Source organism: Thioalkalicoccus limnaeus, from assembly GCF_041197575.1.
Taxonomy (GTDB): domain Bacteria; phylum Pseudomonadota; class Gammaproteobacteria; order Chromatiales; family Chromatiaceae; genus Thioalkalicoccus; species Thioalkalicoccus limnaeus.
The window spans coordinates 17,081-37,183 of record NZ_JBDKXB010000004.1 but is presented as its reverse complement, the minus strand read 5'-3'; the positions used below and the strand labels follow the sequence as shown (position 1 = coordinate 37,183).

The window sequence follows — 20,103 nt, the reverse complement described above, 5'->3', positions numbered from 1 at the left end:
ATGCCCGACCTCCTCTACACGATCCTGTCGTTCCTCGTCGCACTCGCGATCCTGATCGCGGTCCACGAGTTCGGTCATTTCTGGGTCGCGCGCCGGCTCGGCGTGCGCGTCCTGCGCTTCTCGATCGGTTTCGGCCGGCCGCTGGTGCGCTGGGTGGGGCGACGCGATGGCACCGAGTTCGTCATCGCGATGCTGCCACTCGGCGGTTACGTCAAGATGCTCGACGAGCGCGAGGAGGAGGTTCCCGACAGCGAGCGCCACCGCGCCTTCAACCGCCAGGAGCTGTGGAAGCGAACGGCCATCGTCGCCGCTGGGCCCTTGTTCAACTTCCTGCTCGCGATCGCGATCTACTGGGGCATCATGGTGGGCGGCGATATCGGCTCCAGGCCGCTGGTCGCGAGTGTCGCCCCGGACTCGGTCGCCGAGGTCGCCGGCTTCGCGCCCGGCGACGAGCTGATGCAGGTCGGCGACCGGCCGACACCGACCTGGGAGGCAGCGGTCTTCGCGTTGATGGCCGAGGCCTTGGATCGCCGGGATCTGCCGGTCCGCGTCCGCGACGCCGTCGGCAACGAAACGGTGCGCTGGCTGGACGGCGTCGAGATGGCCGAGCTGGCCGAGAGCCCGGCGATCCTCGTCAACCTCGGACTGACCCCTGACCGGCCGACCTGGCCGCCGGTCATCGGCGAGGTCGTCGCCGATGGCGCCGGGGATCGGGCCGGATTCCGGCCTGGGGACCGAATCCTGGCCGCGGACGGCGAGCCGATCGAGTCCTGGGGCGACTGGGTCGCGCAGGTTCGCGAGCGTCCCGAAGTCGCGATCCCGACCCTGATCGAGCGCGATGGCGCGCAGCTCACGCTGACCGTGACCCCAGAGACGGCACGCGAAGGCAACGAGGAGATCGGGCGAATCGGCGTCGTCGTCGCCGATTTCGACATCGACTTCGACCGGTACCGCGTCGTCGTCCGGCTCGGCCCGGTCGAGGCACTCGGCGCGGCTGTCGAGAAGACCGCCGATATGACGGTGCTGATGTTGCGGATCATCGGCCGCATGTTGACCGGTCAAGCATCGCTCGACAACCTGAGCGGTCCGATCACGATCGCCGAGACGGCCGGCAAGACCGCGAGCCACGGCTTGTTGTCGTTCGTCAAATTCCTGGCGGTCGTCAGCATCAGCCTGGCTGTGCTGAACCTGCTGCCGATCCCGGTCCTCGACGGCGGCCACCTGCTCTACTATCTGATCGAATGGATCAAGGGCAGCCCACTGTCCGAGGCCGCCCAACTGCGCGGCCAGCAGATCGGCATCCTGTTGCTCGCGATGCTGATCACCCTCGCCTTCTACCTCGACCTGTCGCGGCTGCTGGGCTAGCCCGCCCCTTTCCCTTATACTTGGCGACCACGATGAGGGCATCGCCGGCCGCGGGCTGACCCTCGTGCCGAGGCGGCCGCTCGGATTCTCGGGCTATGCGGCCTGCGCGGACCACCGGGTCGTCACCATGGGACCGCCGGAGAGCAATCGTGTCGCCAAGATTGCCTTTTCGGTCACATTTTCTTCGTCACGGGTTTTAAGGATTTGCGGATGATAGGCTCCGTCAAGGGCAGCTTGTTTTTTCGGCGGGTCGCCTTGCTGGCCATCGTGTGGCTGGCTTCCCACCCCCTGTCGGCGAGCGAGTTCACGATCGCCGATATCCGCGTCGAAGGACTGCAGCGGATCGCGCCGGGCACCCTGTTCAACTATCTTCCGGTCTCGGTCGGCGATCGCGTCACCGACAGCGCGACCGCCGCGATCATCCGCGCCCTCTATGGCACCGGCTTCTTCGATGATATACGCGTCGAGCGTGATGGCAATGTCCTGGTCATCTGGGTCAACGAGCGCCCGGCGATCGCCCAGATCGACATCGTCGGCAACCGCGACATCAAGACCGATGATCTGAAGAAAGGCTTGAGTGACATCGGGCTCGCCGAGGGGCGGGTGTTCAACCGTCCGATGCTCGACCGAATCGAGATGGAACTCAAGCGCCAGTATTTCGCCCGCGGCAAATACGGCGTGCGGATCGAATCGACGGTCTCGCCGCTGGAGCGCAATCGGGTCGCGATCCGGATCGAGATCGTCGAGGGGGTCACGGCACGAATCCGGCAGATCAACCTGATCGGCGCGGAGGCCTTCACCGAGCGCGAACTTCTGGGGCAATTCTCGCTCGGTGCAAGCCGCTGGCACTCGTTTTACACGAAGAACGATCAGTACTCGAAGGAGAAACTGGCCGGCGACCTCGAAGCGCTGCGGTCCTTCTACCTGGATCGCGGGTATGTCGAGTTCGAGGTCAAGTCGACCCAGGTGTCGATCAGCCCGGACAAGAGCGAGATCTACATCACCGTCGTCCTCGACGAGGGCGCCCAGTTTCGGATCGGCGATATCCGCCTCGCCGGCGACCTGACCCTGCCATCCGAGCAGATCTTCCCATTGATCCAACTGCGGCGTGGCGAGGTCTTTTCGCGCGCCCACACGGCCGAGAGCGCGGATCGGATCTCGCGCCTGCTGGCCGACGAAGGGTACGCCTTCGCGAACGTCAACACGATCCCGGAGATCGATTCGGCGGAACAGACCGTGTCGGTGACCTTCTTCGTCGACCCCGGGCGACGTGTTTACGTGCGCCGCATCAACATGCAGGGGAACACCAAGACCCGCGACGAGGTGCTGCGCCGCGAGATGCGCCAACTCGAGACCGCCTGGTTCTCGGCCGACCTGGTTCGCCAATCCCGCGAGCGACTGCAGCGGCTCGGCTACTTCGACGATGTCTCGATCGAAACCCCCGCGGTGCCGGGCTCCGCCGATCAGATCGACGTCAACGTCGCGGTCGTCGAGAAGCCATCCGGGAACCTGATGGCCGGCATCGGTTATTCGCAGTCGCAAGGGGTGCTGTTCAACGCGAGCGTGACGCAGAACAATTTCCTCGGGACCGGCAAACGGGTGTCCTTCGCGTTCAACACCAGCTCTTCGAACCAGCTCTATCAACTCGCCTATACGAACCCCTACTACACCGTGGACGGCATCAGCCGCGGCTTCGAGTTGTCGTACCGGGCGATCGATTTCGATGAGCTGATCGGCGCCGACTACGCGACCGACGTCGGGACGGCCGGCGTCAATTTCGGCCTGCCCATCACCGATACCAGCCGCGCCGGGCTCGCGCTACGTTACCAATACACCAAGTTCAAGGCCGGTCCCGCTTCGGCCCTGGCGCAAGACTTCGTAGCGCAAAACGGCGATGAGTTCCACGACTTCATCCTGACCATGAGTTACACGCGCGACTCGCGCGATCAAGCGATCTTCCCGACACGCGGCACACTGCAATCGCTGTCTGGCGAGCTCGCACTGCCCGGCAGCGATTTGCAGTACTATCGGATCAATTATCGTGACCGCCGCTTCGTGCCCTTGACTAGGCGCTTCGTGTTGGCCTGGCGCGGCGACGTCGGCTACGGTGCCGGTTACGGGGACACCGACGAGCTCCCGTTCTTCGAGAATTTCTACGCCGGGGGGCCGCGCACCGTCCGTGGTTGGAAGGAGTCGACACTGGGCCCGCGCGAGACCTCGAACGACCTGGATCCGGTCGGCGGCAACCTGCGGCTGACCGGCGGCCTCGAGCTGTTCGCGCCCCCGCCGATCGGCGGTCCCTTCGAGCGCACCCTGCGCGTTGGCGCCTTCTTCGATTTTGGCAATGTCTGGGCGACCGAGGCCTCCGACCTGATCGCGCCAACCGGTTTCGACATCGGCGACCTGCGCTACTCGACCGGCGTCTCCCTGTCATGGATGTCCCCGGTCGGCGCCTTGTCGGCGAGCCTCGCCTACCCGCTCAACGACAAATCTGGTGACGAGACGCAGGTCTTTCAGTTCTCGTTCGGCCAGGCCTTCTAGCCTCCGGATGGTATGCACATGATCAGGTCCTCGCTGTTGCCACTGCTCCTCGTGTCGATTGCCACATCGGCGCCGATCGTCGCGGCCGAGATGCGGATCGGCGTCATCGACGCGAATCGCGTCGTCGAGCAGTCGCCACAGTACGAGGCCGCCGGCGCCGCATTGCAGCAAGAGGTCGCCGAACGCGAGCGCGCGCTGCGCGCCCAACAGGACGAGATCACCAAGCTGCAACAACGCCTCGAGCGCGACGGACCCCTGATGAGCGAGGACGAGCTCCAGCGGCTGCAGAATGACATCCGCAGCCGGCAACGGCGCCTGAAGTACGCTCAGGTCGAGTTTCAGGAGGACTTCTCGCTGCGCCAGAACGAGCTTCGGACCAAGCTGGTGAAACAGGTCCAGGAGGCGGTCGTCGAGCTGGCCAACGAAGAGCAGATCGATCTGATCCTGAGCGAGGGCGTCGTGTATTTCAGCGATCGGATCGATCTATCCGATCAGGTGATCGAGCGGCTCAGGGAACGGTTTCGGTCGCGCTGAACAGACCCGTATCGCCCTCTCTTTCACGGACCGGATAACCCTGCGGTGACGTCTTGGCAATCACGCTGCAAGAACTGGCCACGCGCCTGAAGGTCGAGCTGCGCGGCGACGGGTCTGTCCGCCTGGCCCGCGTCGCCGATCTGCGTCAGGCCGAAGCGGACTGCCTGACCTTCCTCGGCGACCGGCGCTACGCCGCGTCCCTCGCCGACACGCGCGCCGGCGGCGTCATCCTGGGCCCGGCCGATGCGCCGGCCTGCCCGGTGGCGGCGCTGGTCACGACCAACCCGTACCTGATCTTCGCCCAGGCGGCTCGGCTGCTGCATCCGGACCCCCCCGTCACCGGCGGCTGCCACCCGAGCGCCATCGTCGCCGACTCCGCAGCGATCGATCCATCGGCCTGGGTCGGGCCACTGGCCGTCGTCGAAGCCGATGTCGTCGTCGAGCGCGGTGTCTTCATCGGCCCCGGTTGCATCCTCGGGGCCGGTAGCCGGGTCGGCGCCGACAGTCGCCTGGTTGCCCGTGTGACCTTGTGCGCGGGCACCTCGGTCGGGCAACGCGCGCTGCTCCACCCCGGCTGCGTGATCGGCCGCGATGGGTTCGGATTCGCGAAGGACGGCGACCAGTGGGTGCGCATCCCGCAGATCGGCCACGTCCGGATCGGCGATGATGTCGAGATCGGGGCCAACACCACGGTCGATCGCGGGACCCTCGGCGACACCCTGATCGGCGATGGCGTCAAGATCGACAACCTGGTCCAGATCGCCCATAACGTCGAGATCGGCCAGAACACCGCGATGGCGGCCTGCTCGGGCATCTCGGGCTCGACGCGCATTGGTCGCGACTGCCTGATCGGCGGTGCGGTCGGCATGGCTGGACACCTCGAGATCGGTGATGCGGTGCAATTTACCGGCATGGCCATGGTCACGCGGTCATTTCCGGAACCAGGCAGCTACAGCGGCGGCATCCCGGCGATGTCGAGCGCGGACTGGCGACGGGCTGTTGCCCGTTTTCGCCAGCTCGACGAGCTCGCCCGACGGCTGAAGCGGTTGGAAGATCAACGACAATCCGAAGAATGAAGACCGGCCGCGAGCGCCAGCCCGGCCCCCCGCTCTGTGCGCCTGGAGGTAGTCTTTGAGCACGATGGACATTCACAAGGTGCTGAGCCTCTTGCCGCACCGCTATCCTTTCTTGCTGATCGACAGGGTCATCGATTTCAAGCATGACGAATACTTGATCGGCATCAAGAACGTGACCTTCAACGAACCCTTTTTCGCGGGTCATTTCCCGATCCGCCCGGTCATGCCCGGCGTGCTGATCATCGAGGCCCTCGCCCAGGCCACCGGCCTGCTCGCGATGGAATCGCGGCCGCAGGACGTGGGGGCGAAGGCGCTGTACTATTTCGTCGGTATCGACAAGGCCCGCTTCAAGCGTCCGGTCGAACCCGGCGACCAGTTGTCGCTCGATGTTCGCGTACTCAATGTCAAGCGCGGGATCTGGAAGTTCGACGGCGTGGCCAAGGTCGACGGCAAGCTGGTCGCGAGCGCCGAGATCATGTGCACGGCGAAGGAATTCTGAGCGTGATTCACCGCTCGGCCGTCATCGATGCGGGAGCCGACCTCGACGACGGCGTCGAGGTCGGCCCTTTTGCGGTGATCGGCGACCAGGTCCAGATCGGTGCCGGTACCCGGATCGGCCCTCATGCCGTCATCATGGGGCCGACGCGGATCGGACGGGACAATCGGATCTTTCAGTTCGCGTCGGTCGGCGAGGCCCCGCAGGACAAGAAGTACGGCGGCGAGCCGACCCGGCTCGAGCTCGGCGATCGCAATGTCGTGCGCGAGTTCGCGACGCTGCATCGCGGCACGATCCAGGATCAAGGGATCACGTGCATCGGCAACGATAACCTGTTCATGGCCTACACTCACGTCGCCCACGATTGCCGCGTCGGCGATCATGTGATCCTGGCCAATGCGGCATCACTCGGCGGCCATGTCCAGGTCGCCGACTGGGCGATCCTCGGCGGTTTCACGATCGTGCACCAATTCTGCCGGCTCGGCGCCCACAGCTTCTGCGCGATGGGCTCGGTCGTCACCAAGGACGTGCCGACCTATATCACCGTCGGTGGCCACCCGGCCGAGCCCCGTGGGATCAATGCCGAGGGCTTGCGGCGACGCGACTTCGACGACGCGGCGATCCAGGCGATCCGCCGTGCCTACCGGCTGCTCTATCTCTCGGGCCTGCGCCTCGATCGCGCGCTCGAGGCGCTCGATACACTGGCGCAGCAGGCCCCGGCCGTGGCCCCGCTCGCGGCCTTCGTCGCGGCCAGCGAACGCAGCATCGTCCGCTGATGACGACGATCGGGATCGTCGCCAACGAACCATCCGGCGATCAACTCGGCGCCGCCCTGATCCGCGCGCTGCGCGACCGGCGTCCCGACCTGACCTTCATCGGCGTCGCCGGACCGCGAATGCAGCAGGCCGGTTGCGCGACCCTCGTCGATATCGAACGCCTGTCGGTCATGGGCCTGACCGAGGTGCTCGGCCATCTGCCGGCGCTGCTGCGAATCCGGCGCGAACTGGTACGGCACTTCCTGACCGAGCGGCCCGCCCTCTTCATCGGCATCGATGCCCCGGACTTCAACCTGGGACTGGAGCGGCGCCTGCGCGACGCCGGCCTGCCAACCGTGCACATGGTCTGCCCGACGGTCTGGGCCTGGCGCCCGCGGCGGGTCGAGACCATCCGCCGCGCCGCCGACCTGGTCTTGAGCCTGTTTCCGTTCGAGCAGACCTTTCTGCAGCGGCACCGGGTCCCGGCGCGTTACGTCGGCCATCCGCTGGCCGACCAGATCCCCGCGCACAGCGACCGCGAGGCCTGCCGAACCGCCCTCGGCTTGGGCGGCGCCGGCCCCTGGATCGCGATCCTGCCGGGCAGCCGCCGCGGCGAGGTCGCGCGCCTCGCGGAACCTTTCATCGCAACCGCGCGCTGGTGCCTGGCCCGTCGCCCGACGCTGCGCTTCGTCGTACCCTTGGTCAATGCCAGGGTGCGCGACGCCTTCGCGGCCACATTGGGCCGCGTGGCGCCGGACCTGCCGATCGAGCTGATCGACGGGCACGGCCGCGAGGCCATGGCCGCCAGCGATCTGGTCTTGACCGCGTCCGGCACCGCGACCCTCGAGGCCCTGCTGCTGAAGCGACCGATGGTCGTTGCCTACCGCATCCATCCACTCACCTACCAGCTGCTGAAACGACTGCACTTGATCAAGGTGCCGCACATCGCGATGGCCAACCTGCTCGCCGGCGAGGCCCTAGCACCCGAGTTCCTCCAGGACCAGTGTCGTCCGGAGACGCTCGGCCCGGCGCTGCTGTCGCTGCTGGACGACCCGCGACGGGTCGCGGCAATCCAGCAGCGCTACGCCGCGATCCATGACGAACTGCGGCGCGACGCGGCGGCCACCGCCGCCGACGCGGTGCTCGCACTGCTCGCCGAACGCGCGGTCGACGCCTAGCCCGGGACGGCCGTCGCAGCGGAAGACGCCGCGCGAGCGAGGCCCTCGCGGACCGGACCGAAGGTGCGGCGATGGATCGCGCAGGGGCCGAGCCGGGCCAACGCCTCGCGATGGGCACGGGTCGGATAGCCCTTGTGGATCGCGAAACCGTATCCGGGGTGCTGCCGATCGAGGCGCTCCATGATCCGGTCGCGCACGACCTTGGCCAGGATCGAGGCGGCACTGATCGCCGGGACCAGCGCGTCGCCACCGACGACCGCCTCGGCCGGGTAGCTCAACACGGGACAGCGATTGCCGTCGATCAAGACCAGGGTGGGCCGCGTAGACAGACCGGCCACGGCCCGCTGCATCGCCAGCAGCGACGCGTTCAGGATGTTGTGTTCGTCGATCTCGGCCACGGTCGCCAGACCCAGGCCCCAAGCCAGTGCTTGTGACTGGATCACGCGCTCGAGCGCACCCCGGCGCGCGGCCGTCAGCCGCTTGGAGTCGGCCAACCCTTGCGGCAGCCGCGCCGGGTCCAGGATCACCGCGGCCGCGACGACCGGCCCGGCCAACGGCCCGCGCCCGGCCTCGTCGACCCCGGCCACCAAAGGCGGCCCACTCACAGTCCGACCGCGGCGGTCCGCCGGGGCAAACCGCGCGCCAGCTCGTCGGCGATCTCGGCGAGCAGCGGCCAGGGGTCGCCGACGCGCACCCCTTTGATGCAGGCGTCGGCGTCCGCACAACGGGTCAACAGATGGTGCAAATGCGCCCGCGGCAGGCGCGCCAACGCGCGGCGCAGCTCGGCCTGGCGCGCCTCCCAGACACGTTGCGCGGCGAAGATGGGCGCGAGCTCCCGCCGCTGTTCGTGCGCAAAGGCCAACGCGGCCAATAGTCGGATCTCGCGTGCCAGCGCCCACAGGATCAGCGCCTCGGCCGTGCCGTCGGCGGCCAGCACCGCGAGGATCCGATGGACCCGCTCGCGCTCGCCGGCGACGGCCGCCGCGGTCAACGCAAAGGGATCGAAACGCGCGCTATCGCCGATCGCAGCGAGCAGGTCGGCGACCGCGAGTGGGCCCGGCTCGTGCAGCAACGCGAGCTTGGCGATCTCCTGATCAGCGGCCAGCATGTTGCCCTCGGCCCGATCGGCCAGCAGTTCGGCGACACCAGCGGCCGGTTGGAAGCCGGCTTCGCGCAGGCGCCGCCCCAGCCAATCGACGAGCGCCGGGCCAGTCAAAGGCCACAGGATCAGGACCACGCCCGCCCGATCGATCGCCTGGACCCAAGCCGCCTTCTGCTCCTTGCGCTCGAGATGCGGGGCCAGGATCAAGAGCCGGTCATCGGTCGGCGGACGCACGCAGAAATCGACCAGCGCCGCCGCGCCGTCGCGGCCGAGTCGCGGTGTTCCGATCCGCAGCTCGATCAGTCGGCGGGTCGCGAACAACGACAGGTTCTCGGCCACCGCAGCCAAGCGGCCCCAATCGAATCCGGCGTCCTGGTCCAGGACCAAGCGCTCGCTGACGCCGGCCGCCTTCGCCGCGTCACGAATCGCCTGCGCACCGTCCCGCAGCTGCAGCGGTTCGTCGCCGGCCAGCAGATAGACCGGCGCCAGACCACGCCCGAGATGGGCCGCCAGCTGTGGGAAGCGCAGACGCATCGGACCCCGCGAGCCGCGTCAGCGCAACGCAGCCCGCAACCGCAGCAAGACGCGGTCCGCGGCGTCATCGTGCAGGTCGGCGAAGATCATCTCGGCCTCCTCCTGTTTGCCGAGCACCTCGATGTCCGGATCGTCGAAGGTGCGAACCAGGTCGATCGACTGTGGCGGCACCAGGACCTGGCCGTCAGCGCCCAGGGCCTCGAAGGTCGCGCGAAAGCGCAGTTCGTACGCCAGCACCTTGCCCTGGCGATCGACGGCGACGACGCGCGAACCGCGGCCTTCATCGAGGACTCGGATCCGTACCTGGGCCTCGGCCGGGTCCTCGGTCAAGCGAATCTGACTGCCCGGGATCCGGGCGATCAAGGCCCGGCCGAGCGCCGTCGCGCCACCGCCCTCGATCAGCAGCGGGTTCAGCTCCGGCGGCAGCATGTCCGTCCCGCGCAGTTGAAAGCCGCAGGCGCCGACGACGAGCGCAGTCGCGATCACCAACATCAGGCGCCAGCGCGGAAGACGGCAGGGCTTGGCGTCTTGGTCGGGTCGGGGCGCCGGCACTGGCCGTTCAACCGACGACGATGTTGACAAGCTTGTTCGGGACCAGCACGATCTTGCGCACGGTCCCATCGGCGACGAAACGCTGGACATTGTCGTTCGCGAGCGCCGCCCGTTCGATCGCCCCACGCTCGGCATCGGCCGGCACCTCGACCTTGGCCCGAACCTTGCCGTTGACCTGGACCACGTACTCGATGCTGTCCTGAACCAACGCCTCCTCGTCGACCATCGGCCAGGGCGCAGCGAGGATGTCGTCGCCGAAACCAAGCTCCCGCCACAGGTGGTGCGCGACATGCGGCGCGATCGGCCCGAGCAGGCGCAGGATCAGGCCGAGGCCCTCGCGGCGCACGGACCGACCGGCCGGTGAGTCCTCGAGCCGGTAGAGGGTGTTGACGATCGTCATACAGCCCGAGACGACGGTGTTGAACTGATGGCGTTCGTAGTCGTAAAGGGCCTTGCGCAAGGTCGCATGGATCTCGCGCCGGGCGGCCCGTTCGGCATCGCCCGGCGCGACCGCGGCAGCCGGCCGCTCGCCACGCTCGGTGATCGCCAACGCCCACAAACGGCGCAGGAAACGCGCGGCGCCCTCGACGCCCTCGTCGCTCCACTCGAGCGACTGATCCGGTGGCGACGTGAACATCGTGTAGAGCCGCACCGTGTCCGCCCCGTAGCGGTCGATAAGGACCTGCGGGTCGACGCCGTTGTTCTTCGACTTCGACATCTTCTCGACGCCGCCGAAGGTCACGGGTTGCCCATCGGCCCTGAGCACGGCGGCGATCAGCTTGCCCTTGTCATCGCGGGTCACCTCGACATCGGCCGGGTTGTACCAGGTCTTGCGGCCGCCGGCGTCCTCGCGATACCAGGTCTCGGCGACGACCATGCCCTGGGTCAGCAGACGCGTGAAGGGCTCGTCGCAGCTGACCAGGCCCTCGTCGCGCATCAGCTTGTGGAAGAAGCGCGCATACAGCAGGTGCAGCACCGCATGCTCGATGCCGCCGACGTACTGATCGACCGGGAGCCAATAGTTGGCCCGCTCATCGAGCATCGCCCTGTCGTTGTCGGGGCAGCAATAGCGCGCGTAGTACCAGCTCGACTCGAAGAAGGTATCGAAGGTATCGGTCTCGCGGGTCTCGCCATTGGCCAGTTCGGAGAAGGCCGGCATCCGCTTCAGCGGCGAGCCCGAGCCATCGACGACGACATCCTCGGGGAGCCGGACCGGCAGGTCGGTCTCGCCGCGCAAGCCCCCGTCGGCGGTGCGCACGACCGGGATCGGACAGCCCCAGTAGCGCTGACGGGACACCCCCCAATCGCGCAGTCGGAAGTTCACGCGCTTGTGGCCGCGGCCGCGCTCCTCGAGCCAGGCCGCGATCGCGTCGAAGGCCGCCGCGCTGGTCAGGCCGGTGAAGGGCCCGGAATCGACGAGGATCCCGGGCTGCTCGAACCGCTCGTCCCAGGTCTCCCACTGCAACGGATCGCACCCGGGTTCTCCCGTGACTCCGGCAACGGGATACTCTCCTGTAAGCCGAGCATGTCCCACCGACGTGCCGGTCATCGTCTTGATGTAGATCTCCCGTCCCTGCCAGGACGCCGGCACGACCACCGGCCGGATCGGCAGGCCGTACTTGCAGGCAAAGTGAAAATCGCGCTCGTCGTGGGCCGGCACCGACATCACGGCGCCGGTGCCGTAGCCCATCAGCACGAAGTTCGCGGCATAGATCGGCACCCGCTTACCGGTGATCGGGTGGAGCGCGTCGCGTCCGAGCGGATGGCCCTTCTTTTCCATGGTCTCGAGCGCCGCCTCCGAGGCCCCGCCGAGCCGGCACTCGTCGAGGAAGGCGGCCAGCGTCGGGTCGGTTCGGGCCGCCTCCTGGGCCAGCGGGTGATCGGCGGCGACGGCCATGTAGGTCACGCCCATCAGTGTATCCGGGCGCGTCGTGTAGATGCCGAGCACCGCGTCCGACCCGGCGAGACCGAACTCCATGTAGACGCCCTCGGAACGCCCGATCCAGTTGCGCTGCATCGTGCGCACCTGCTCGGGCCAGCCCTCCAGCGTCTCGATCGCGTCCAACAGCTCCTGCGCGTAGTCGGTGATCCGCACCGACCACTGCTCGATCTCGCGTCGCTCGACCGGCGCCCCGGAGCGCCAGCCCTTGCCGTCGATGACCTGCTCGTTGGCGAGCACCGTCTGGTCGACCGGGTCCCAGTTGACGACGGCCTTGGCGCGGTATGCAAGGCCCTTGTCGATCAGCCGTGTGAAGAGCCATTGCTCCCAGCGGTAATAATCCGGGTCACAGGTGGCGAGCTCCCGATCCCAGTCGTAGCCGAAGCCGAGCCGCTGCAACTGGGCCTTCATGTACGCGATGTTGCTGCGCGTCCATTGCGACGGCGGGATCCCGTGCTGGATCGCGGCGTTCTCGGCCGGCAGACCGAACGCATCCCAGCCCATCGGCTGCAACACGTTCTTGCCGCGCATCCGCTGGTAACGGGCGATGACATCACCGATCGTGTAATTGCGCACATGACCCATGTGCAGGCGCCCGGACGGGTACGGAAACATCGACAGGCAATAGAATTTTTCGCGAGTCGAATCCTCGACCGCCTTGAAGCTCTCGTGCTCGTCCCAGTAGCGCTGGGCCGCGGTCTCGATCGCCTGGGGATCGTATTCGTCGTGCATCGCGTCGGGATGGCCAGGGTTCGGGTTCATCATGGGCTTCGCAATCGGTGGTACCGGCTGGGGCGGCTGACCCGGGCGGATCGCCCCGGGCTGGCGCACGGGGTCAGCGTGGCGGCATCAGGTCCGTGATCGAGCCATGGGCCATCTCGGCGGCCAGCGCGATCGACTCGTTCAGCGTCGGATGCGGATGCACGGTCAGGCCGATGTCCTCGTAGTCGGCGCCCAGTTCGAGCGCCAGCACCGTCTCGCCGATCAGCTCGCCGGCGTTCGGGCCGACGATGCCGGCGCCGAGCAGCCGCTTGGTCTCGGGGTCGAACAGGAGCTTGGTCAGGCCCTCGTCGCGGTGAAGACCGAGCGCGCGGCCGCTGGCCGCCCACGGGTAGACGCCCTTCTCGTACGCGATGCCGCGCGCCTTGGCCTCGGTCTCGGTCAGGCCCATCCACGCGACCTCGGGATCCGTGTAGGCGACCGACGGGATCGCCAGCGGGTCGAAGAGGGCCGGCAGCCCGGCGATGACCTCGGCCGCGACCTTGCCTTCGTGGGTCGCCTTGTGGGCCAGCATCGGGCCACCGACGACGTCGCCGATCGCGAAGATATGCGGCACGTTGGTGCGCATGTGGGCGTCGGTCGCGATGAAGCCGTGCTCGTCGATCCGGACCCCGGCCGCGTCGGCCGCGATCCGATCACCGTTCGGCCGCCGGCCGACCGCGACCAGGACCTTGTCGTAGGTCGCCTCGCCGGCATGCTCGCCGGCGAAGGTCACCTGGATCCCGGCACTGGTCGCCTTCATCTGCTCGACCTTGGTGCCCAGCATGATCCGCTGATAGCGCTTGCCGATGACCTTGGTCAGCGCACGCACCAGATCCGGATCGCAGCCGGGGATCAGTTGTCCCTTGAGCTCGACGATCTCGATCTCGGCGCCGAGCGCCCGATAGACCGACGCCATCTCCAGGCCGATGATGCCGCCGCCGACGACCAGGAGCCGCCGCGGGATATCGGCGAGCGCCAGCGCACCGGTCGAGTCCATGACCCGCGGATCGCCGTGCGGAAAGCCCGGGATCTCGATCGGACGCGATCCGCACGCGATGACCGCCTGATCGAAGGCGATCCGCACGCGCCCGGTCGGTGTCTCGACGAGCAGCCGTTTCGGCGACTCGAAGCGACCGGTGCCCTGGACCACCCGCACCTTGCGCTGCTTGGCCAGCCCCGCGAGGCCTTTGGTCAGGCGCGCGACGACCTTGTCCTTGCCGGCGCGCATCTGGGCCAGGTCGATCTCGGGCGGCGCGAAGGTCACGCCCATCGCCGACATGTCGCGGGTCTCCTCGATGACCGCGGCGACATGCAGCAGCGCCTTCGACGGGATGCAGCCGACATTCAGGCAGACGCCGCCGAGCGTCGGGAAACGCTCGACCACGATGACCCGCTTGCCGAGGTCCGCGGCCCGGAAGGCCGCGGTGTAGCCACCGGGACCGCCACCGATCACGACGACCTCGGTCACGAGCTCCTCGGAGGTCTCGGCATCGGGCGCACCCGATGCACCGGCCTTCGGCTCGACCGGTTCTTCGGCGGCGGCGACCGGTTGGTTCGCGACCTCGAGGGTCAGGATCGGGTCGTCCTCGGAGACCCGATCACCGATCTGGACGGCGATCGATTTGACGATACCGGCGGCCGGGCTCGGGATCTCGAGTGTCGCCTTGTCGCTCTCGATCGTGATCAGCGACGACTCGACCTCGACCCGGTCGCCGAGGGCGACCAACAGCTCGATCACGGGTACGTCCTTGAAGTCCCCGATCGCGGGAACCTTCACCTCGATGGTCTGGTTCATGCAGGCTTGTGTCTCGTCGATTTCGAATCAGCATGGAAGCCGCACTCGGGACGACCGAAAGGGTCGGGCGCGACTTGGGATGGCTCGCTATTCTACACGCTTGCGGTGATCGCTGAAGGCTTCCGGCCAGCCGCCGACCCCGCCTCGGGCCAGCCGTGCCGGTCGTGGGACGTGCTGTCGCATCCGCCCCAGGCGCCCCCTCGACAGCGGTTCGCCAGGTTGGCAACGCCGCGACGTAAGGCTATAGTCGTGGTTCGGAGCCAGTCCCGTGGGAGAGACCGGTCTTTGACCGGCGCCGAAGGCGCAACACCGCCCGGAATCGCTCAGGCAAAAGGACCGTGGGACCAAGACCGACTCTGGAGAGCGGCCTGGTGTCTTTGAATCGGACACCGGCCCACCGATGGGGCAGCGACAGATCCAAACTGTCGCAAACTCTCAGGTTTAGGACAGAGGGGCGGCGGCGGTGGGATCGCTCCCGCCGCCGCCCTTTTGTTCGTGCGTTGGCGACCGCACCCCTACAGGCTGACGGCTCCGGGAGCCGAGGCGGAGAGTTCCGATGGCATCCAAGACCCCCCTGTTCGCCGAACACCAGCGCCTTGGCGCGCGCATCGTGCCTTTCGGCGGCTGGGACATGCCGCTGCACTACGGCTCGCAACTCGTCGAGCACCATGCGGTGCGGCGCGCCGCCGGCGTCTTCGATGTGTCGCACATGCGCCCGCTCGATCTCGACGGCGATGATGCCGAATCCTTCTTGCGCCGGCTCCTCGCCAACGATATAGCGCGACTGAGCGATCCTGGCCAGGCGCTCTACGGCTGTCTGCTCAACGACGCCGGCGGCGTCCTCGATGACCTGATCGTCTACCGCCGCGGCCCCAACCGGTACCGGCTCGTCGTCAACGCCGCGACGGCCGATCAGGACGAGGCCTGGATCCGCGCACGGGCGGCTGGGCACGCGGTCGCGATCGACCGGCGCGACGACCTGGCCATGCTGGCGATCCAGGGACCGACGGGGCGCGAGCTGGCCAGTCCGATCCTGCCCGCGGACCTGCGCGCGGCGGCCGCCGGTCTCGCGCCCTTTCGTTCGGCCGAGGACGGGGGCTGGTTCGTTGCCCGCACCGGCTATACCGGCGAGGACGGCTACGAGATCATGATCCCGAGTGACGACGCGGTGGCGCTATGGCGCGCGCTGCTCGCCGCCGGCGCGCAGCCGTGCGGGCTCGGCGCGCGCGACACGCTGCGCCTCGAGGCCGGCATGAACCTCTATGGGCAGGACATGGACGAGACGACGACACCGCTCGAGAGCGGACTCGCCTGGACCCTGGCCTGGGAACCCGCGAACCGCGCCTTCATCGGCCGGAGCGCGCTCGAGGCGCAGCGCGCGGCACCGACAGGCCGACGCCAGGTCGGTCTGTTGCTGTGCGGCCCGGGTGTGTTGCGCCCGCACCAGGTCGTGCTGAATCGCGGCGAACCGATCGGCGAGGTCACCTCCGGCGGTTTCTCGCCGACGCTCGAGCGCTCGATCGCCCTCGCCCGCGTCACCGGCGACGCCGGCCGAAACGCAAGCCTGGCCGTCGAGATCCGCGGCCGCCAGATACCGGTACGCTGCGTGCGACCGCCATTCGTGCGCCACGGGCAAAGCCGGATCGATCTCTCCGATTCTTGACCGAACCATCATCATTCACGCGAGGAAACCAACGATGAACGAACTGCCGGCCGACCTTCGTTATACGAAGAGCCACGAATGGGTCCGCGATCACGGCGACGGTACCCTGACCGTCGGGATCACCGATCATGCCCAAGAGGCCCTGGGCGACCTGGTCTATGTCGAGTTGCCGAGCGCCGGCAAGCGGGTCGAGGCCGGCGAGACCTGCGCGGTCGTCGAATCGGTGAAGGCCGCCTCCGACATCTACAGCCCGCTCGCCGGCGAGGTCATCGACGCCAACGCCGTGCTCGGCGATGCCCCGGAGACCGTCAATCAGGATCCCTACGGCGCGGGCTGGATCTTCAAGCTGCGCATCGCCGACCGAGCGGCACTCGACGCCCTGCTCGACGCGCCGGCCTACACGCAGACGCTGGCCGACGAGGCCTGAGAGGTCTCGAACAAACCCGGCGGCCCACCCCGGCGGCCGCCAACACTCGCCACCGACCGACGATTACCATGCCCTTCATTCCGCACACCGAGGCCGACACGGCCGACATGCTCGCGACCATAGGCGTCGCGACCCTCGATGACCTGTTCGACGAGATCCCGGCCGGCTTGCGCGCGGGCGCGCTCGACGGCATCCCGCCGGGGCTGCCGGAGATGGACATCGCACGGCTGATGCAGGCGCGCGCGCGCGCCGACGGACAGCCGATCTGCTTCGTCGGCGCCGGCGCCTACGACCACCATATCCCGGCCGCGGTCTGGCAGATCGCCGCACGGGGCGAGTTCTACAGCGCCTATACCCCTTATCAGGCCGAGGCGAGCCAGGGCACCTTGCAGCTCTTGTTCGAATTCCAGTCGATGATGACGGCGCTGACCGGGCTCGCGGTCTCGAACGCTTCGCTGTACGACGGCGCATCCGGCCTGGCCGAGGCCCTGCTGATGGCGGTGCGTGCGAATCGCGGCGTGACCGCTCGGCGGATCCTGGTGCCACGCGCCTTGCACCCGGCCTACCGTCGGACCCTGACCACGCTGGTCGCGAGCCAGGGGATCGAGCTGATCCCGATCGCGTTCGACGCGGCGACCGGCCAGACGCCACTCGCGGCCGTCGAGGAGGCGGCCGGCGGCGAACCCTTCGCGGCCCTGGTCCTGCCACAGCCGAACTTCTTCGGCGTGCTCGAGGAGGTCGACGCGCTGACCGACTGGGCGCAGGCCCAGGGCGCGCTAGTCGTCGGCGTCGTCAACCCGGTGACGCTGGCGCGGCTCGCGCCACCCGGCGACTGGGGCACGAGCGGCGCCGACATCGCCTGCGGCGATGTACAGCCGCTCGGCATACCACTCGCGTCGGGCGGGCCCTATGCCGGTTTCCTGTGCTGCCGTCAGGATTTGGTGCGCCAGATGCCGGGACGGCTCGTCGGGCGCACGCTGGACCTCGACGGCCGGCCCGGATTCAGTTTGACCCTGCAGGCCCGAGAACAGCACATCCGCCGCGCGAAGGCGACCTCGAACATCTGCACGAACCAGGGCTTGCTGGTCACCGCGGCGACCATCCATCTCGCCTTGCTCGGCCAGGCTGGATTGGCGCGGGTCGCCGACGCCTGCCGCGCGAACACCGCGCGGCTCGTCGACCGACTCGGCGAGATCCCCGGCATCGCGCCCTTGTTCAACGGGCCGACTTTTCACGAGCAGGCGCTGCGGCTGCCGGTTCCGGCCGCACCCTTGTTGCAGGACCTGATCGCCGACGGGATCCTCGGCGGTTACGACCTGGGCCTGGAGTACCCGGAGCTCGGCTCGGCGATCCTGGTCTGCGCGACCGAGGTGCGGACCGCCGATGAGATCGACGAGTACGCCGCCCGGCTGCGCCGGCTGATCGAGGCCCGAGGCACACCGACATGATAACGAACAGCGTCGCGACGACGCCATGCGAACAGCCCTACCACGATCGATCACAGCCACCACCGCCAAATCCGATGTTGATACAAGACGCTTCGCGCCCCGGGCGCCGGGCCGCGGCCCAGTCACCGTCACCGCCGACCACCCTACCAGACCTGCCGGAGCGGTTCCGCCGCCGCCGGTCACCGGCCCTGCCCGAGGTCTCCGAGCTGCAGGCGGTCCGCCATTACACGCGGCTGTCGCAGAAGAACTTCTCGATCGACACCCAGTTCTATCCGCTGGGCTCGTGCACGATGAAGTACAACCCGCGCGCCTGCCATGCACTCGCGATGCTGCCGGGTTTCCTCGCGCGCCACCCGCTCGCGCCCGACGCGCACGGCCAGGGCCTGCTCGCCTGCCTGTACGAACTCCAGGAGATCTTCAAAGAGGTGACCGGGATGCCAGCGGTGTCGCTCGCCCCGGCCGCCGGCGCCCAAGGCGAATTCGCCGGGGTCGCGATGATCCGCGCCTACCATCAGGCGCGTGGCGACACGGCCCGCACCCAGATCCTGGTGCCAGACGCGGCCCATGGCACGAATCCAGCCTCGGCTGTCATGTGCGGGTTCGAGGTCCGGGAGATCCCGACGGGTGCCGACGGCGACGTCGACATCGCCGCGCTGCGCGAGCGGGTCGGGCCGCAGACCGCCGGCATCATGCTGACGAATCCGAGTACGGTCGGGGTCTTCGAGCGCGGCATAGACGCGATCGCGGCGACCGTTCACGAGGCCGGCGGCCTGCTCTACTACGATGGCGCGAACCTCAATGCGATCCTCGGCAAGGTCCGCCCGGGCGACATGGGCTTCGACGTCATCCACATGAACCTGCACAAGACCTTCTCGACACCGCACGGCGGCGGCGGCCCCGGGGCCGGACCGGTCGGCGTGTCGCGGCGCCTCGAGCCCTATCTGCCGGTGCCGATCGTCGAGCGGACCGAGCAGGGCTACCGCTGGCTGACCGAGCGCGAGCGCCCGACCAGCATCGGCCGGCTGACCGCATTCGGTGGCAACATCGGGATCCTGCTGCGCGCCTATGTCTACGCCCGGATGCTCGGCCGCGAGGGGATGCCACGGGTCGCCGAGTACGCGACGCTGAACGCGAACTACCTGTTCAAGCGCCTGACCGAGGCCGGCTTCGAGGCGGCCTATCCGAGGCGGCGCGCGAGTCACGAGTTCATCGTGACGCTGCGCCGCGAGGCGAAGGAATTGGGTGTCACAGCGATGGATTTCGCCAAGCGGCTGCTCGATTACGGGTTCCACGCGCCGACGACCTACTTTCCGCTGCTGGTCCCCGAGTGCCTGTTGATCGAGCCGACCGAGACCGAGACCAAGGAGGAGCTCGACGGCTTCGTCGAGGCGCTGATAAAAATCCGCGACGAGGCACGCACCCAGCCCGAGCTGGTTCGCGAAGCCCCCCACAGTCTGCCGGTGCGCCGCCTCGACGACGTGCGCGCCGCGCGGCGGCTGGATCTGGCCTGGCGGCCGACGAGCAACGATGGCGAATCATAACGCGCGCGGTTGGCGCCGCATCGTTCGCGCCTTCGGGTTCTCGATCAAGGGGCTTCGGGCTTGTTTCCGACACGAGGAGGCCTTCCGGCAGGAGGTCATCGCGCTGATCCCGCTCGTGCCGATCGCGCTCTGGCTCGGCGAGACGCCGGTCGAGCGCGCGCTTTTGGTCGGCAGCCTGCTGATCGTGCCGATCGTCGAGCTGCTCAACTCGGCGATCGAGGCGAACGTCGACCGGGTCGGCTATGAACGGCATGAACTCTCGGCGCGGGCCAAGGACATCGCCTCCGCGGCGGTTCTCAGCAGCCTGGTCTTTACTTTTGTCACCTGGGCCCTGATTCTCGTTCCCAAATGGCTGTGACAGGGGGCTGCTCGCGTCCCCACGGCGCGAGCGACAT

General features: G+C 68.0%; 17 protein-coding genes and 1 riboswitch. Of the genes, 12 read left to right on the top strand and 5 right to left on the bottom strand.

The annotated features are described in order from the left end of the window. From rseP to lpxB, 7 genes are all read left to right on the top strand, one after another. Entirely contained in the window at window positions 1-1,365 is a 1,365-nt protein-coding gene (gene rseP, locus ABC977_RS04410) for an RIP metalloprotease RseP (RefSeq protein WP_369666030.1), read from the top strand. Between the two features lie 210 nt (window positions 1,366-1,575). Then, entirely contained in the window at window positions 1,576-3,906 is a 2,331-nt protein-coding gene (bamA, locus tag ABC977_RS04405; RefSeq protein WP_369666029.1) for an outer membrane protein assembly factor BamA, read from the top strand. 18 nt (window positions 3,907-3,924) lie between these two features. Then, window positions 3,925-4,440, top strand: coding sequence for an OmpH/Skp family outer membrane protein (locus ABC977_RS04400; RefSeq protein WP_369666028.1), 516 nt, complete (start codon window positions 3,925-3,927; stop codon window positions 4,438-4,440). 53 nt (window positions 4,441-4,493) lie between these two features. Further along, window positions 4,494-5,516: a UDP-3-O-(3-hydroxymyristoyl)glucosamine N-acyltransferase gene (gene lpxD / locus ABC977_RS04395; RefSeq protein WP_369666027.1), complete on the top strand. Its 1,023-nt coding sequence runs from the start codon at window positions 4,494-4,496 to the stop codon at window positions 5,514-5,516. A gap of 64 nt (window positions 5,517-5,580) precedes the next feature. Beyond that, window positions 5,581-6,015: a 3-hydroxyacyl-ACP dehydratase FabZ gene (gene fabZ, locus ABC977_RS04390; protein ID WP_369666245.1), complete on the top strand. Its 435-nt coding sequence runs from the start codon at window positions 5,581-5,583 to the stop codon at window positions 6,013-6,015. 2 nt (window positions 6,016-6,017) lie between these two features. Next, entirely contained in the window at window positions 6,018-6,788 is a 771-nt protein-coding gene (gene lpxA / locus ABC977_RS04385; RefSeq protein ID WP_369666026.1) for an acyl-ACP--UDP-N-acetylglucosamine O-acyltransferase, read from the top strand. After that, complete coding sequence (gene lpxB, locus ABC977_RS04380; protein ID WP_369666025.1) at window positions 6,788-7,945, top strand: lipid-A-disaccharide synthase; 1,158 nt, start codon at window positions 6,788-6,790, stop codon at window positions 7,943-7,945. The genes lpxA and lpxB overlap by 1 nt, the downstream gene beginning before the upstream one ends. Here lpxB and rnhB read toward each other — a convergent pair. The 5 genes from rnhB to lpdA all read right to left on the bottom strand — a co-directional run bounded on the left by rnhB (window position 7,942) and on the right by lpdA (window position 14,629). Further along, window positions 7,942-8,550: a ribonuclease HII gene (gene rnhB / locus ABC977_RS04375; protein WP_369666024.1), complete on the bottom strand. Its 609-nt coding sequence runs from the start codon at window positions 8,548-8,550 to the stop codon at window positions 7,942-7,944. The genes lpxB and rnhB overlap by 4 nt on opposite strands. After that, on the bottom strand, window positions 8,547-9,581 hold the full coding sequence (gene holA, locus ABC977_RS04370) for a DNA polymerase III subunit delta (protein WP_369666023.1): 1,035 nt from the start codon (window positions 9,579-9,581) through the stop codon (window positions 8,547-8,549). The genes rnhB and holA overlap by 4 nt, the downstream gene beginning before the upstream one ends. An 18-nt stretch (window positions 9,582-9,599) precedes the next feature. After that, window positions 9,600-10,133 (bottom strand): LPS-assembly lipoprotein LptE, encoded by a 534-nt coding sequence (locus tag ABC977_RS04365; RefSeq protein ID WP_369666022.1) that lies wholly within the window; start codon window positions 10,131-10,133, stop codon window positions 9,600-9,602. Window positions 10,134-10,140: 7 nt separating this feature from the next. After that, the gene (gene leuS, locus ABC977_RS04360; protein WP_369666244.1) at window positions 10,141-12,804 is read right to left on the bottom strand and encodes a leucine--tRNA ligase; all 2,664 of its coding nucleotides are present in this window, start codon (window positions 12,802-12,804) and stop codon (window positions 10,141-10,143) included. 103 nt (window positions 12,805-12,907) lie between these two features. After that, window positions 12,908-14,629 carry a dihydrolipoyl dehydrogenase gene (gene lpdA / locus ABC977_RS04355; RefSeq protein WP_369666021.1) on the bottom strand — a complete coding sequence of 574 codons (1,722 nt, stop codon included), beginning with the start codon at window positions 14,627-14,629 and terminating at the stop codon, window positions 12,908-12,910. A 259-nt stretch (window positions 14,630-14,888) separates the two neighbouring features. After that, a riboswitch (glycine riboswitch) is annotated at window positions 14,889-14,978 on the top strand. A gap of 207 nt (window positions 14,979-15,185) precedes the next feature. On the opposite strand from lpdA, the gene gcvT reads away from it, so the two are divergent. The 5 genes from gcvT (at window position 15,186) to ABC977_RS04330 (ending at window position 20,066) form a co-directional block, all read left to right on the top strand. Further along, window positions 15,186-16,292, top strand: coding sequence for a glycine cleavage system aminomethyltransferase GcvT (gcvT, locus tag ABC977_RS04350; RefSeq protein WP_369666020.1), 1,107 nt, complete (start codon window positions 15,186-15,188; stop codon window positions 16,290-16,292). Window positions 16,293-16,326: 34 nt separating this feature from the next. Further along, window positions 16,327-16,719: a glycine cleavage system protein GcvH gene (gene gcvH, locus ABC977_RS04345; RefSeq protein ID WP_369666019.1), complete on the top strand. Its 393-nt coding sequence runs from the start codon at window positions 16,327-16,329 to the stop codon at window positions 16,717-16,719. Between the two features lie 68 nt (window positions 16,720-16,787). Then, a complete protein-coding gene (gene gcvPA, locus ABC977_RS04340) occupies window positions 16,788-18,167 on the top strand; it encodes an aminomethyl-transferring glycine dehydrogenase subunit GcvPA (RefSeq protein WP_369666018.1) in 1,380 nt (459 codons plus the stop codon). Between the two features lie 74 nt (window positions 18,168-18,241). Continuing rightward, window positions 18,242-19,708, top strand: coding sequence for an aminomethyl-transferring glycine dehydrogenase subunit GcvPB (gene gcvPB / locus ABC977_RS04335; RefSeq protein ID WP_369666017.1), 1,467 nt, complete (start codon window positions 18,242-18,244; stop codon window positions 19,706-19,708). Next, window positions 19,695-20,066, top strand: coding sequence for a diacylglycerol kinase (locus ABC977_RS04330; protein WP_369666016.1), 372 nt, complete (start codon window positions 19,695-19,697; stop codon window positions 20,064-20,066). Before gcvPB ends, ABC977_RS04330 begins: the two co-directional genes overlap by 14 nt. Window positions 20,067-20,103: the final 37 nt, after the last annotated feature.

Bases quoted from the DNA above. Each gene is read 5' to 3' on its own strand.
- rseP (WP_369666030.1), top strand. From the start codon at position 1: ATGCCCGACCTCCTCTACACGATCCTGTCGTTCCTCGTCGCACTCGCG.
- bamA (WP_369666029.1), top strand. From the start codon at position 1,576: ATGATAGGCTCCGTCAAGGGCAGCTTGTTTTTTCGGCGGGTCGCCTTG.
- ABC977_RS04400 (WP_369666028.1), top strand. From the start codon at position 3,925: ATGATCAGGTCCTCGCTGTTGCCACTGCTCCTCGTGTCGATTGCCACA.
- fabZ (WP_369666245.1), top strand. From the start codon at position 5,581: ATGGACATTCACAAGGTGCTGAGCCTCTTGCCGCACCGCTATCCTTTC.
- lpxB (WP_369666025.1), top strand. From the start codon at position 6,788: ATGACGACGATCGGGATCGTCGCCAACGAACCATCCGGCGATCAACTC.
- holA (WP_369666023.1), bottom strand. From the start codon at position 9,581: ATGCGTCTGCGCTTCCCACAGCTGGCGGCCCATCTCGGGCGTGGTCTG.
- leuS (WP_369666244.1), bottom strand. From the start codon at position 12,804: ATGCACGACGAATACGATCCCCAGGCGATCGAGACCGCGGCCCAGCGC.
- lpdA (WP_369666021.1), bottom strand. From the start codon at position 14,629: ATGAACCAGACCATCGAGGTGAAGGTTCCCGCGATCGGGGACTTCAAG.
- gcvT (WP_369666020.1), top strand. From the start codon at position 15,186: ATGGCATCCAAGACCCCCCTGTTCGCCGAACACCAGCGCCTTGGCGCG.
- gcvH (WP_369666019.1), top strand. From the start codon at position 16,327: ATGAACGAACTGCCGGCCGACCTTCGTTATACGAAGAGCCACGAATGG.
- gcvPA (WP_369666018.1), top strand. From the start codon at position 16,788: ATGCCCTTCATTCCGCACACCGAGGCCGACACGGCCGACATGCTCGCG.
- gcvPB (WP_369666017.1), top strand. From the start codon at position 18,242: ATGTTGATACAAGACGCTTCGCGCCCCGGGCGCCGGGCCGCGGCCCAG.
- ABC977_RS04330 (WP_369666016.1), top strand. From the start codon at position 19,695: ATGGCGAATCATAACGCGCGCGGTTGGCGCCGCATCGTTCGCGCCTTC.